Source organism: Aminobacter sp. BE322 (genome assembly GCF_050433525.1).
In the GTDB taxonomy this organism is placed as follows: domain Bacteria; phylum Pseudomonadota; class Alphaproteobacteria; order Rhizobiales; family Rhizobiaceae; genus Aminobacter.
In genome coordinates this window covers 20,317-33,752 of the sequence record NZ_JBNPXB010000027.1, presented here as the reverse complement: position 1 = coordinate 33,752, position 13,436 = coordinate 20,317, and the positions used below count along the sequence as shown (strand labels likewise).

Below are 13,436 nucleotides of genomic sequence, written 5' to 3'. Positions count from 1 at the left end.
GTCTCACGAAAAGTGAATCAGTCTCGCAAATCTGAATCGCCTAAGCTATTGAAAAGGGCCGCATGTGTGCAGCACAAAAAACGGTCAACCCACAAACCGTGCTCAGCAGCGCTCTGCTCGACGAGAACGCGTGTCCCCAGATATCGGCACAGATACAGCCCAAGTCGCCGGCAAGGACGCCGGATTGCACACAAGTGACGGTCCCGATGGCAATCCGGTCGATGATCTGCCCGACATCGTCGAGATTGTGATGGCGATGGGACAGCATCCTGAAGCGGACTTTTCGCAGGAAAGCACAGGCATTCCTGGCGGCCAAGCCCCCTCCCCTGCCCTGCCGCAGACCGCCCCTTCCGGCCAGGCGCCCGCGCATCTCGGCAATCTCGCCGAACGCGCGCGCGGCTATGTCGAGGCGGCGAGTTCGGCCAACACGCGCCGCGCCTATGCGGCCGACTGGAAGCACTTTTCCAGCTGGGCCCGGCGCCAGGGTCTTACCGTCTTGCCGCCGGATCCCGAAACCGTCGGGCTCTACATCACCGCCTGTGCCTCGGGCGCCGAGGGTGGACGCAAGGATGCCGTTTCCACCATCGAGCGGCGCCTGTCGTCATTGTCTTGGAACTATGCCCAGCGCGGCCTCGTTCTCGACCGCAAGCACCGCGCCATCGCCACCGTGATCGCCGGCATCCGCAATGCGCACGCGCGCCCGCCCCGGCAAAAGGAAGCGATCCTGCCGGAGGACCTGATCGCCATGCTGGAGACGCTCGAACGCGGCACTTTGCGCGGCCTGCGTGACCGTGCCATGCTGCTGCTCGGCTTTGCCGGCGCCCTGCGCCGCTCCGAGATCGTCGGTCTCGACTGCGGCCGCGACCAGACCGAGGACGGCCGCGGCTGGATCGAGTTTTTTCCCAAAGGGGTGCTGGTGACGTTGCGCGGCAAGACCGGCTGGCGCGAGGTCGAGATCGGCCGCGGCTCTGTCGACGCCACCTGCCCCATCGTGGCGCTGCAGAGCTGGCTCACCCTCGCCCGCATCAGTCACGGCCCGCTGTTTCGCCGCGTCACCGGACACGGCAGAAAGGTCGGATCCGAACGGCTCAACGACCAGGAAGTCGCCCGTCTGGTCAAGCGCACGGCACTTGCGGCGGGCGTGCGCGGCGAACTACCCGAGGGCGAACGCGCCAGACTTTTTGCCGGTCACTCGCTGCGGGCCGGCCTCGCCTCTGCGGCCGAAGTCGAAGAGCGCTACGTGCAGAAGCAGCTCGGTCACGCCAGCGCCGAAATGACCCGCAAATACCAGCGCCGCCGCGACCGCTTCCGCGTCAACCTCACCAAGGCGAGCGGGCTATAGTCCCCTCGCCTCTACGACTTCGCTTCCGAGGCCTGCCGAGCAATCTGTCGACATCGACTTTTCCCTCGCAAATCTGGAATTTCGATCCTTAAATGCAAGGAAGATCGCGCGCAGAATAGCCCCTGAAGTCCTCGAATTGCTCGACACTTCGCCCGCCGTGGCCCTGCTCAGCCCGCGCCAGGTCGGCAAGACGACGCTCGCGCTGCAACTCGCCGAAACGAGGCCATCGATCTATCTGGATCTCGAATCCGATGCCGATCGCGCCAAGCTGGCCGAGCCAGAACTCTATCTCGCCAGCCATGAGGACAAGCTCGTCATCCTCGACGAGGTCCACCGCCTTCCCGGCCTGTTCCAGAACCTGCGCGGACTGATCGACCGTGGCCGCCGCGCCGGGTTACGGACCGGGCGTTTCCTGCTGCTCGGTTCGGCGTCAATCGACCTGATGAAGCAGTCGAGCGAAACGCTCGCCGGCCGCATCGCCTATCTGGAAATGCATCCACTCGACGGCCTCGAGGTCGCCCCGCAGGATGTTTCCTTCCTTTGGGTGCGCGGCGGCTTTCCGGAAAGCTTTCTTGCGCCGAGCGACCGGGCCAGCCTGCGCTGGCGGCAGGATTTCATCCGTTCCTATCTGGAGCGCGACATCCCGATGCTCGGGCCACGCATTCCGGCCGAAACCCTGCGCCGGTTCTGGACCATGCTCGCCCATCACCAGTCCGGCCTGCTCAACGCCGCCGAATTCGCCCGTGCGCTGGGCATCGACGGCAAGACGGCAGCCTCCTATCTCGACCTTCTCGTCGATCTGCTGCTCGTCCGCCGGCTCGAACCCTGGCACGCCAATGTTTCCAAGCGGCTGGTCAAGTCACCCAAGATCTATGTCCGCGACAGTGGCCTCACCCATTCGCTTCTCGGGCTCGGCACGCAGGAACAGCTTCTCGGCCATCCCGTCGCCGGCGGCAGCTGGGAAGGCTTCGTCGTCGAGACCCTGTCGGCCGCGGCCCCTTCAGGCGCGCAGATGAACTTCTACCGGACCTCGGCCGGTGCCGAAATCGACGTCCTGCTCACCCTGCCCGGCGCTGCCGTATGGGCAATCGAGATCAAGCGCAGCCAGGCGCCGAAGGTCGAGAAGGGCTTCCATCTGGCAAGCGAAGACATCAAGCCCGACCGCCGCATCCTCATCTACCCAGGCACGGAGACCTTTCCCCTCCCCCACGATGTCGAGGCCATGCCGCTGACAGCGGTCGGGGCAGAACTTGCAAAGCTGCGCTGACGCTACCCCGCCTTGGCCTGTGCCCCTCCCCTGCCCCTGAGCAAGGCCATCAGCACCGGGCCGATCGAGAATTCGCCCAAGCGCGCCTTGGCCGTCAGGCTGCGCAGGTAGCCACCGGGGCTCGAAATCGCCTCGCCCTTCTGCAGCATCGCCGCCACCATGATCGCGGCATCCACCGCCCCCATCGCCTCGCAGGCCTGGTCCCACGCATCCGGGCTGACGCCGAGCGCGCCGCGCACCAGATTTGCCGTTTCCACCAGCTCGCCCCAGCCGGAAATGCCGTTGCGGGCATAGTCGGCAATGTTGGGGCAGGCACGCAGCACCATGCCAAGCGGATATCCCGTTGGCGGCGGGCTCTTCATCTCCGGTCTGGGCGCGGCGGCCGGTCCATGGCCTTTTTCTAGGCCGGGTTCAAGTTCATGTGGGTGTGTATTTGAATTCTGTATGTGGCGCTCAAAATGAGACTCATTGGCGCTTGTTTTTTCACTTTTTACGTGACTTTCCAGCGTCTTGCGCACCTCCTGGGCAAGCGCGGCAAGTTCAGCGGCGACCGGCTCCAGTTCGATCCGGCTAGCCGTGCGCGGAATCCTCGCGGCAGTCTCGCGATAGCGCAGGTGCAGGCGCTGCCAGTCGGCAGCAATGCCTTCCTCGAGGCCAAAGGCGATCATCTTGGCGATGTCGCGGCGCAGGATGGTGATGCGTTCCTTCACCAGCAGCAGCGCCCGCCGCTCGGCCCGCACGGCTTCCGCCAGGCGCTCGAACTCCTGCGCACGCGCCAGAAGCGGCATAAGATCGAAGCCGAAGGCCTGTTCGATCTCGCCGTCAAACCCCTTGCGCGCGTAGCGCTTGCCGTTGGGGCTGTCGCGGCGCACCACCAGGCCGCACTCGATGAGCACCGAAAGATGCCGCCTGAGCGTCGCCGGCGCCATCCCGTGGGCGCGCAGGGCAAGCTGTACGTTGGATGGGAACACCACCAGCCCCTCCCCTTCCACGAGATCCGTGTCGGGATGGAAGCTCAGCAGCGCATTCAGCACGGCAAGCGCGCGATCGCTGGCGCCAAGCATCGCCTTGGCCTCGCAGACGGCGCGGAAAACCTGCCATTTGTTGGCGCTGGCGCCGGGCGCGCAGCCTTCGGCCGCCATCTGCCCTGCCATCATGGCAAACGACAGCGACCGCCGCCCGAAGGGCGTCGTCGAGATGTGCTCGATCATTCCTCGTCTACCTCGCTCGGAGGCAAGCCAAAGGCATTCCGGAACGCGTCCGGTGGTTGACAAGTCGGCCCGGAAATGATTCTCTCACAATCGCTACATTGATGAGGGCTTCCGGAATGGCGACGTTTCGGGGGCCTTTTTCTTGCCGGTTATCCTGCTCTTTCCAATCCTCTACGCATTTGACGCTTACGCACTACGCTCCACCTTTGCCGGGGCGCTGGCTCTAGGCACGCGCCCACTTCGGCGGGGTGGATAAAACTATTTGCCGCCGGCCGCGCTGCCACGCTCCTGGCTGAACCTTTCCCAAAGCCTGGGCAGTTCCTCGCCCAGGAATTCCTCGAAACCATCGGTAACCTTCTCCACGAAATCGACACGCGCCTTGCCTTTCGACACGGTCAGATGGGCGACCGCCCTGCCCTGTCCGTCGAGGATGGCACGGGAGCCGCCGCCTGCCGCAACCGTCTTGCGCTGCAGCCGTGTGAACAGCAGGTTGAAGCGCTCGTCGCTATCCGCCTCGCGGAAGCGCGCGCTGGTGATCTCGTCCTGCGCCTTCACCCGCGCCGCCTCGCTCTTCAAGAGCTCCGCCAGCGCCATCCAGCGCGGGCGACCGATCTTGGGGGCGGCGCCGATGGCGCGGACGATGTGCTCGGGCACGGCGTCGGCGACCTGCAGGAAGCGTGTCATCTCGGCCTTGTGCAGCGACAGCGCGTCCTGGACGACGCCACGCTCGAAACCGCGGGCGATCAGCTCATGCGCAAAGAGCGCCCGCTCGATGAAGGAAAGGTCGCGCCGCTCGCTGTTTTCCTTGCCCTGGGCGAGCACCAGCTCGATGTCGGAGAGCGGTCGCACGATCGCCAGAACGGGGATGCCAAGGCGGCCCGCCGCGCGCACCCGGCGATGGCCATAGGCCGTCTGGTAGCGCCCCTGCATGTCCGGATGCGGCCTGAGCAAAACGGGCACCTGCTGGCCGGTCTGCTCGATGCTCGCCACCAGCGCCTCGAAATCGTCGTCGTGGCCGCCATGGTCGAGCCGGTCGGTGACGAAGGACGTGTCGACGAGAGCGGTGTCGATCTTGGCGACGCGTTCGGCGCTGTCGAGGCTCTCCCTGAGCTTGCGCGCCTCCTCGATCTCCTTCGACAGCCCGCCGAGCGACAGCCCCATCGCCTTGACGGCACCCGAGGCGCTGCGCGGGCGCGCGGTTTCCATCTCGGTCGACTTCGATTCCGGCGCCTTCTCGGCCGACGAAGGGGCCGCCGGCGCCGGGTCCATTGTGCCGAACAGAGCCTTGAGCTGGTCCTTGCGGTTCAATGCCATGCCAGCCTCCTCACGCCGCCCTGTTCCATGCCTTGAGCATGAGGCCCTCGATTTCGCCGTTGACAGCTGTCAACGACTCCATGGCGCGGTCGTAGGTGGCGCGGCTGAAGCTCTCGCGCGCCACTTCGTAAAGCGTCTGCTTGGTCAGGCCGGCATCGGAAAATGCCGTGGACTTGACCAGCGGCGCCGTCAGCACCCGATCGCCGAACAGCGAGCGCAGGAAGCCGACGATCTGCGTCTGCGGCCCGTCGTTCGGCTCGTAACGCGTGATCAGGTAGCGCATGAAATCGAAATTGAGCTCGCCGCCGGCCTCGCGCACGACCGACAGCAGATCCGCGGTCATGAACAGGAACTGGCTCATCGAGGCGACGTCCAGCATCTGCGGGTGGATGGTCACCAGCACCGAAGTCGCGGCGCACAGCGCCGACAGCGTCAGGAAGCCGAGCTGCGGCGGGCAGTCCATGACGACGACGTCGTAGTCGGAAGCGACCGTCTGCAATGCCGCCTGGACGCGCGCGAAGAACATCGGCTTGCCGTCGCCGGCCTGGCGGGCAGCCAGCATCTGCGGCGTGGTGTGCTCGAACTCCTGCAGCTCGAGATTTCCAGGCACGAGGTCGAGGCCATCGAAATAGGTGCGCCGGATGATGGAGGCCAGCGGCCTACGCTCGTCGTCGTAGCGGATCGCGCCGTAGAGCGTGTCGTTGCCGTTGAGGTCGAGTTCAGGCTGGTAGCCGAATAGTGCCGACATCGATGCCTGCGGGTCGAGGTCGATGGCGAGCACGCGATAGCCGGCCAGCGCCAGGTGCTGGGCGAGATGGGTGCTGGTCGTGGTCTTGCCCGAACCACCCTTGAAGTTGGTGACGGCGATGACCTGGAGGTGCTCCCCTCTGGCCGCGTCGCGATGCGGCAGGTAGTGCCTGCCCTTGGACGGATTCTGCTCCGCAAGATGCCGGCGCAGCGCGTTGATGTCGCCGAGCGCATAGTAGCGACGCCCCCCTGCCCCGGTCTCGGGCTGCGGGCCTTCACCGGCGATGGAAAGCTGGCGCAGGTAGCCGTCCGAGACGCCGATCATGCGCGCCGCCTCGCCGCTGGAGAACTTGCGCAACGCCTTCTTCGACGTCGGCGAAAACAACCTGTCGCGCATCGCCTGCAACTGCGCCGACAACATCTCGGCGTCGTGGGCGATGGCGCGGTCGGTCGCCACGGCCTCCTCGCCTGCAAGATCCACGCGTGTTTGAACTGCACCAGCCAAGTCTTGGTCCCCTCTCGGCGATTCCTGCGCGCACTTTCGCGACGCGCACCAAACGCCTTGCTACGATCTATGCGCCGATTCGCCGCCGAATCCGAATCCGGGTTACGCCCTCGCTAATTTTTACGTGGCGGAGCGTGGATAACGGAATGATGAAGCGGTTACGCCGGACGCATCGAATTACGATGAATTACCGTAACAAAGGTGCTGAAGAGCCCGAGTCGAGTCAACTTATTTATAGTTAACGCGAATTAACCATTAGGGCAGTGCCGCCCTTCTTGCGGGGCCAGCCGCATCTCAACGACGATCGCCCGGTCGCGTTGACAGCTGTCAACCAACTCGCGATAGCCGCGCCGGATCTTGGCTGCCGACAGTGCACGGAATGCACTATCGGCCTCATGGCCGTGCGCAAACAGGTCGAGCCGGCGCCGGCCCTGCGTCCCGATGCGGCCCCATTCACGCACCAGCGCAACGTCGCCAAACAATGTCGGTTCGAGCGACAGGCGGTAGAACCGGGCCATGTTGCGGGCCGGATCGCGGCGATAGAGATGGAGGGCGAACTGCTGCATGCCCCGGAGAATCGCTTCCCGGCATGCCCATCGTCCAATGAAACTCCTGAATCGATCAGGCGTGAACGATTCATACCGCTGATATCAGGGCGGCTTTCCCACTTCGACCTCGCCGCAGTATGTCTTGGCGCACTACGGCGGGAATCACCCAAGCGACCCGCCGACGCTGAGGCGAGGGGAGACGCAGATGGGGCCTCCGGTCGATCCGGTACCTGCAGGAGACATCCAGCCACAGACCGCCGACGTCGTCATCGTCGGCGGCGGCATCATCGGGGTGAGCACGGCGCTCTTCCTGGCGAGGCGCGGCGTCTCGGTGGTGCTCTGCGAAAAGGGCCATGTCGCGGGCGAGCAGTCGAGCCGCAACTGGGGCTGGTGCAGGCGCATGGGCCGCGACCCGCGCGAATTGCCGCTGATCGTCGAGGCCCTGAAGATCTGGGAGGACATCGGGGAGCTTGTCGGCGAGGACGTCGGCTTCCACAGGACGGGCATCCTCTATCTCTGCCAGGATGAGAGCGACGTCGAGCATCATGCCGAATGGGTGAGGAACGCCGGCGACTACGCCCTCGATTCGACGATGATCGAGGGGAGGGAGCTGGCGGAGTTGATGCCGGGCGCGCAGAAGACGTTCCGCGCTGCCCTGCATACGCCGAGCGATGGCCGCGCCGAGCCCCAGAAGGCGGCTCCGGCAATCGCCCGAGCCGCACAAAGGGCAGGGGCATCGATCCTGCAGAATTGCGCGGTGCGCGGAATAGAGCAGGCCGGCGGCCGCATATCCGGGGTGGTAACCGAACACGGCCTGATCCGCACCAGCACAGTGGTGGTCGCCGGCGGCGCCTGGTCGAGCCGGCTGTGCCGCGACGTCGGCATCCGGCTGCCGCAGCTCTCCGTGCGCGCCTCGGTGATGCGGACGGCACCCGTCGAGGGCGGGCCCGAAGGCGCCGCCTGGACGGAGGGCTTTGCCTACCGCAAGCGGCTAGACGGCGGCTACACCATCGCCAACGGCATGATCAGCTACCACCACCTGATCCCGGACAGCTTCCGCTACCTGGGCGATTTCCTGCCGATATTGTCGCGCGAATGGCGGTCGGTCGGGCTGCGTTTCGGCGATTTTCTAGACGGTCCGTGGGGGCTTGCCCCGGCTTTGGCCGGGGAGGGGAGCGTCTATGAACGGCACCGCACGCTCGATCCGCCGCCGGCCATCGCCCCGCTGGACCAGGCGCGCGCCAACATGGAAAAGGTCTTCCCGGTGCTCAAGGGCGTACCGACGGTGCAGCACTGGGCCGGCTTCATCGACGCCATGCCGGACGCCATCCCGGTCATAGCCCCGGTGAAATCACTCCCGGGCCTGGTGCTCGCCACCGGCTTTTCCGGTCACGGCTTCGGCATCGGCCCGGCCGCGGGCAGGCTGGTGGCCGACCTCGTCACCGGCGGCACGCCGATCGTCGACCCGACGGCCTTCCGCTACGAGCGCTTCATCGACGGCACCAGACATCGCCCGACGACTGGCGTCTAGTTTTCGGCAAAAGCCTCCGTTGCGTCAGCCGCCGGAAAGCATCCGCCGCATCTCGCTGACGGCGGCGTCGCGCTGCGGATCGCGGCCGGCTGCGTAGGGCAGGGGGGCTGCCACAGCTATGTCTGGTTTGACGCCGACCCCTTCCAGCCGCACGTCGTCGCCGATGACGGCGTCGGCAACGGCGATCTCGAGCAGGCTGTCGTCGGGCAATAGATAGGCACGCCCGGCCAGCAGCGCGCCCGCGGTGCGCGAACCGACGAGCGGAATGCCGTTTGCCTGCAGCGCATAGGCGAAGAGCTCCAGGCCGCTTCGGGCGCTCGCGTCGATGATGCCAACCACCGGCCGCCGCCAGCGTACGTTGGCGAAATCGTCTTCGCCGTTGCGGGGGATGAGCCTGAATGTCGGCGTATCGCCGACGAACAATTCGGCCGCGTCGGAAGGGCCGCCGCCCCAACGGCCGCGCAGGTCGACGATCAGCCCGTCCGCATCCTTGAGGCGGCCGCCGGCGATTTCGCGGGCTACGACGTCGAGGCCGTCCGGCGTCGACAGCGTCCACAGCCTGACATAGCCGATCTTCCTGCCGTCATACTCTTTGACGTCGATGCTGTCCCTGATCGCCGTCTCGAAGGCACGCAACGGCTGCAGCCGCTCTACCGCGACCTTGAGGCTGATAGGCACCGCACCGGCGCTACGGCGCAGCCGGAGCTCGACATCCCGACCGATCCTGTCGGCGAAGGATGCGATTTCCCGGTAGGGCGCGCCATCGACCGACACGACCTCGTCGCCGACCAGGACGCCGGAACGGTCGGCCGCCGAGCCGTCATAGACGTCGCTGACGAACAGCACGCCGCCGACAGGCTGCACGATCATGCCGATGCCGGGATAGCTGACTTCTCCGTCGGGCGGAAACAGCCGCCGCAAGTCGTGGCGGATGGCAAAGCGGAAGATGTCGGCGAGCTCGAAATAGGCGATCTGGTCCGGACGGAAGCGGCCGGTATGCGATCCCCCGAGGCTGGCCAGCACGGCATCGATCGCCTGGTCGACCCGGGCTTCGGAACTGCCGGCCGTCAGGGGTGCCTTTGCATTCTCGACCTCCCGGGCGACGGCTGCCTTGAAACGCTCGAGCGCCGAAGTGTCATGGAAGTTGTCGAGCACCAGCGCGACGGCGCGGTCGAACACCGGCTGGCCCGACTTCGACACCTCGGCCGGCACGGCCTGCACCGGTGCGAGCATGAGCAACAACGCCAATGCGAACGATCTGAGGGTCATCTCGATCCGTGTCCCGCCCCTTTCAGCCAGGCCTTTGCCGGCCGATCCTACGTCGGAATGCGCGGCCCGGATGACAACATTCCGTGAGCCCGGCGGTGCGGCCGCCGGGTAGGGTCCATCCTATCCGAACGGTTGCCCGCACCTCTGAAAGTGTAGGCAGAGCCCAACGCCCAAAGGTCCGCGATTCTATCCCGACAGGTGTTGTGAGGGACCGGGGCAAAACCGATCATCCTCCCGAAAGCCATAGAAAGGGCACGGCGCCCTGAGCAATCTTCGGGAGGACATTACATGGCCGGCTTCAATCACCTTTTCGTTCCGGGACCGACCAATGTTCCGGAAATCGTCCGGCAGGCGATGAACATGCCGATGGAGGACATGCGCGCCCCGGACTATCCGACCTTCACCCGCGGCGTGTTCGCCGACCTGATGAAGGTGTTCCGCAACGAGACCGGCCGCGTCTTCATCTTCCCGTCCTCGGGCACCGGCGCCTGGGAATCGGCGATCACCAACACGCTCAGCCCCGGCGACCGCGTGCTGATGTCGCGCTTCGGCCAGTTCTCGCATCTCTGGGTCGACATGTGCGAGCGCTTCGGCCTCGACGTCGACGTGGTCGATGCCGAGTGGGGCACGGGCGTTCCGGTCGAGGTCTATGCCGACCGTCTCGCCAAGGACAAGGAACACCGCATCAAGGCGGTCTTCGTCACCCACAACGAGACGGCAACCGGCGTCACCAGCGACGTCGGTGCCGTGCGCGCCGCCCTCAACGCCGCCAAGCACCCCGCGCTCCTGTTCGCCGATGGCGTCTCGTCGGTCGGCTCGATCGACTTCCGCCAGGAGGAGTGGGGCGTCGACTGCGCCGTCTCCGGCTCGCAGAAGGGCTTCATGCTGCCGCCCGGCCTCGGCTTCCTGTCGGTCAGCCAGAAGGCGCTGGCCGCGGCCAAGACCGCCGGCCACAAGCGCTGCTACTTCTCCTTCGAGGACCAGATCCGCGCCAACGACACCGGCTACTTCCCCTACACGCCGGCGGTGCAGCTGCTGCGCGGCCTGCGCGCCGCCCTCGACCTGATCGAGCAGGAAGGCCTCGACAACATCTTCGAGCGCCACAACCGGCTGGCGACGGGCGTGCGCAAGGCGGTCGACGCCTGGGGCCTGAAGCTCTGCGCCAAGGAAGCCAAGTGGCACTCCGACACGGTCAGCGCGATCCTGGTGCCCGAAGGCATCGACAGCGCCGAAGTCGTCCGCCGCGCCTACCACGGCTACCAGACCTCGCTGGGCGTGGGCCTCAACAAGGTAGCCGGCAAAGTTTTCCGCATCGGCCATCTCGGCTGGGTCAACGAAGTAATGATGTGCGGCGCGATCTCGGCAGCCGAAATGGCGCTGCGCGACGTCGGCGTGAAAATCCAGCCGGGCTCCGGCGTGGGTGCGGCACTCGAACATTACCGCCTGTCGGCGCAGCCGGCCATCGCCAAAGCGGCCTGACGCGCCAGCGCCGCGCGTTCCTAAAGGACGTGCGGCGCATCAAGGGAGGAGAACAGATGAGCCACACCATCCACCACCTGCGCAAGCTGCGCCTGCAGCGCAGCGAACTCGCCGTTCCTGGCTCCAATCCGGAGATGATCAAGAAGGCCGCCGAAGGTGCCGCCGACTACATCTTCCTCGACATCGAGGACGCGGTCGCCCCGCCGGACAAGGAGCGGGCGCGCAAGAACATCATCCAGGCGCTGAACGAGATCGACTGGCGCGCCAAGGGCAAGACCATCTCGGTCCGCATCAACGGCCTCGACACCCACTACATGTACCGCGACGTGGTCGACGTGATGGAACAGGCCGGCGACCGGCTCGACACCATCCTGGTACCGAAGGTCGGCGTGCCGGCCGACCTCTACATGGTCGAGGCCATGGTCAACCAGATCGAGACGGCCAAGGGCTTCAAGACCCGCGTCGGCCTGGAAGCCCTGATCGAAACCGCGCTCGGCATGGCCAATGTCGAAGCCATCGCCGCCTATGGCGGCCGGCTCGAGGCCATGCATTTCGGCGTCGCCGACTATGCCGCAAGCTGCAAGGCGCGCACCGTCAACATCGGCGGCCTCAACCCCGACTATCCGGGCGACCAGTGGCACGCGGCGCTGTCGCGCATGACGGTCGCCTGCCGCGCCTATGGCCTGCGCGCCATCGACGGACCATTCGGCGATTTCTCCGATCCGGAAGCCTATATCGCCGCGGCAAAGCGCGCCGCTGCGCTCGGCATCGAGGGCAAGTGGGCGATCCACCCCTCGCAGATCGAACTGGCGAACACCGTGTTCTCGCCGCCGGAAAAGGAAGTCACCCGGGCGCGCCGCATCATCGAGGTGCTGAAGGAGGCCGAGGAGCAAGGCAAGGGTGCCGCCGCCCTCGACGGCAAGATGATCGACGCAGCATCCGAACGCATGGCCCGCAACGTCCTGGTCATGCACGAGGCAATCGAGCAGTCGGCGCGGAAGCGCACGAGCCTGCCAAACTGAGGAGGAACCTTACATGGACATCCATGAATACCAGGCGAAGGAGCTGCTCTCGCGCTATTCGGTGCAGATTCCGCGCGGCGGCCTTGCCTACAGCCCCGAGCAGGCGACCTACCGCGCCAGCGAGATCGGTGGCAACAAGTGGGTGGTGAAGGCGCAGATCCACTCCGGCGCCCGCGGCAAGGCCGGCGGCATCCGCATCTGCAGCTCTGACAACGAAGTGTCGGAGGCAGCCGAATCCATGCTCGGCCGCAAGCTGGTGACCCACCAGACCGGGCCGAAGGGCAAGCTGGTGTCGCGCCTCTATGTCGAGGAAACCGTCGACATCCGCCAGGAACTCTATCTCGGCATCGTGCTCGACCGTAAGTCGGAGCGTGTCATGATCGTCGCCTCGGCCTCGGGCGGCATGGAGATCGAGGAGATCGCCGAGAAGCAGCCCGACTCGATCATCCGCGCCATCGTCGACCCGGGCGCCGGCATGCAGCAGTTCCAGGCGCGCGAGATCGCCTTCGGCCTCGGGCTGGAGAACAACCTGATCGGCAAGGCCGTCGACACCCTGCTCGGCTGCTACCGCGTGTTCCGCGACTTCGACGCCTCGATGCTGGAGATCAACCCGCTGGTCGTCACCAAGGACGGCAACCTGATCGCGCTCGACGCCAAGATGTCGTTCGACGAGAACGCCCTGTTCCGCCGCGCCGAGATCTCGGAGCTGCGTGACAAGTCGCAGGAAGACCCGCGCGAAACCTTCGCCAGCGACCGCGGCCTTTCCTATGTCGGCCTCGACGGCAACATCGGCTGCATCATCAACGGTGCGGGCCTCGCCATGGCGACGATGGACATGATCAAGATCGCCGGCGGCGAGCCGGCCAACTTCCTCGACATCGGCGGCGGCGCTTCGCCCGAGCGCGTGGCCAAAGCCTTCCGCGCCGTGCTTGCCGACAAGAACATCGATACCATCCTGGTCAACATCTTCGCCGGCATCAACCGCTGCGACTGGGTGGCCGAGGGCGTCATCAAGGCGATCCGCGAGGTCGGCGTGAAGGTGCCGCTGGTGGTTCGCCTGGCCGGCACCAACGTCGAGGAAGGCCGCCGCATCCTCGCCGAATCCGGCGAGAAGGTGATCGTCGCCGAGACGCTTGCCGAAGCCGCCGAGAAGTCGGTCGAGGCGATGCGCGCCTATTCCAAATCGAAGAAGAACTAAGGG

General features: G+C 65.9%; 11 protein-coding genes. 6 read left to right on the top strand and 5 right to left on the bottom strand.

From position 1 onward, the window contains the following. The first annotated feature begins 250 nt into the window (after positions 1 to 250). Together J2X50_RS23385 and J2X50_RS23380 are read left to right on the top strand one after the other, a co-directional pair. Positions 251 to 1,342, top strand: a complete 1,092-nt coding sequence (locus tag J2X50_RS23385; protein WP_429098451.1) for a site-specific integrase — start codon at positions 251 to 253, stop codon at positions 1,340 to 1,342. A 136-nt stretch (positions 1,343 to 1,478) separates the two neighbouring features. Further along, on the top strand, positions 1,479 to 2,609 hold the full coding sequence (locus tag J2X50_RS23380) for an ATP-binding protein (protein ID WP_429098447.1): 1,131 nt from the start codon (positions 1,479 to 1,481) through the stop codon (positions 2,607 to 2,609). Positions 2,610 to 2,611: 2 nt separating this feature from the next. Here J2X50_RS23380 and repC read toward each other — a convergent pair whose 3' ends face one another. The 4 genes from repC to J2X50_RS23360 all read right to left on the bottom strand — a co-directional run bounded on the left by repC (position 2,612) and on the right by J2X50_RS23360 (position 6,952). Beyond that, positions 2,612 to 3,820 carry a plasmid replication protein RepC gene (repC, locus tag J2X50_RS23375; RefSeq protein ID WP_429098446.1) on the bottom strand — a complete coding sequence of 403 codons (1,209 nt, stop codon included), beginning with the start codon at positions 3,818 to 3,820 and terminating at the stop codon, positions 2,612 to 2,614. A 258-nt stretch (positions 3,821 to 4,078) separates the two neighbouring features. Beyond that, positions 4,079 to 5,134 carry a plasmid partitioning protein RepB gene (repB, locus tag J2X50_RS23370; protein ID WP_429098445.1) on the bottom strand — a complete coding sequence of 352 codons (1,056 nt, stop codon included), beginning with the start codon at positions 5,132 to 5,134 and terminating at the stop codon, positions 4,079 to 4,081. Positions 5,135 to 5,144: 10 nt separating this feature from the next. After that, a complete protein-coding gene (gene repA / locus J2X50_RS23365; protein ID WP_429098443.1) occupies positions 5,145 to 6,362 on the bottom strand; it encodes a plasmid partitioning protein RepA in 1,218 nt (405 codons plus the stop codon). A gap of 272 nt (positions 6,363 to 6,634) precedes the next feature. Further along, positions 6,635 to 6,952 carry a WGR domain-containing protein gene (locus J2X50_RS23360; RefSeq protein WP_429098441.1) on the bottom strand — a complete coding sequence of 106 codons (318 nt, stop codon included), beginning with the start codon at positions 6,950 to 6,952 and terminating at the stop codon, positions 6,635 to 6,637. Between the two features lie 187 nt (positions 6,953 to 7,139). Here J2X50_RS23360 and J2X50_RS23355 point away from each other — a divergent pair, with 187 nt between their 5' ends. Beyond that, on the top strand, positions 7,140 to 8,465 hold the full coding sequence (locus J2X50_RS23355) for an NAD(P)/FAD-dependent oxidoreductase (protein WP_429098440.1): 1,326 nt from the start codon (positions 7,140 to 7,142) through the stop codon (positions 8,463 to 8,465). A gap of 24 nt (positions 8,466 to 8,489) precedes the next feature. On the opposite strand, the gene J2X50_RS23350 is transcribed toward J2X50_RS23355, so the two are convergent. Continuing rightward, positions 8,490 to 9,734, bottom strand: a complete 1,245-nt coding sequence (locus J2X50_RS23350; protein ID WP_429098438.1) for a S41 family peptidase — start codon at positions 9,732 to 9,734, stop codon at positions 8,490 to 8,492. A gap of 288 nt (positions 9,735 to 10,022) precedes the next feature. Here J2X50_RS23350 and J2X50_RS23345 point away from each other — a divergent pair, with 288 nt between their 5' ends. From J2X50_RS23345 to J2X50_RS23335, 3 genes are read left to right on the top strand one after another with little or no spacing between them, the layout of a single operon-like run. Then, the gene (locus J2X50_RS23345; RefSeq protein WP_429098437.1) at positions 10,023 to 11,213 is read left to right on the top strand and encodes an aminotransferase class V-fold PLP-dependent enzyme; all 1,191 of its coding nucleotides are present in this window, start codon (positions 10,023 to 10,025) and stop codon (positions 11,211 to 11,213) included. 56 nt (positions 11,214 to 11,269) lie between these two features. Continuing rightward, positions 11,270 to 12,235: an HpcH/HpaI aldolase/citrate lyase family protein gene (locus J2X50_RS23340; RefSeq protein WP_429098435.1), complete on the top strand. Its 966-nt coding sequence runs from the start codon at positions 11,270 to 11,272 to the stop codon at positions 12,233 to 12,235. A 13-nt stretch (positions 12,236 to 12,248) separates the two neighbouring features. After that, complete coding sequence (locus tag J2X50_RS23335; protein ID WP_340036923.1) at positions 12,249 to 13,433, top strand: malate--CoA ligase subunit beta; 1,185 nt, start codon at positions 12,249 to 12,251, stop codon at positions 13,431 to 13,433. Positions 13,434 to 13,436: the final 3 nt, after the last annotated feature.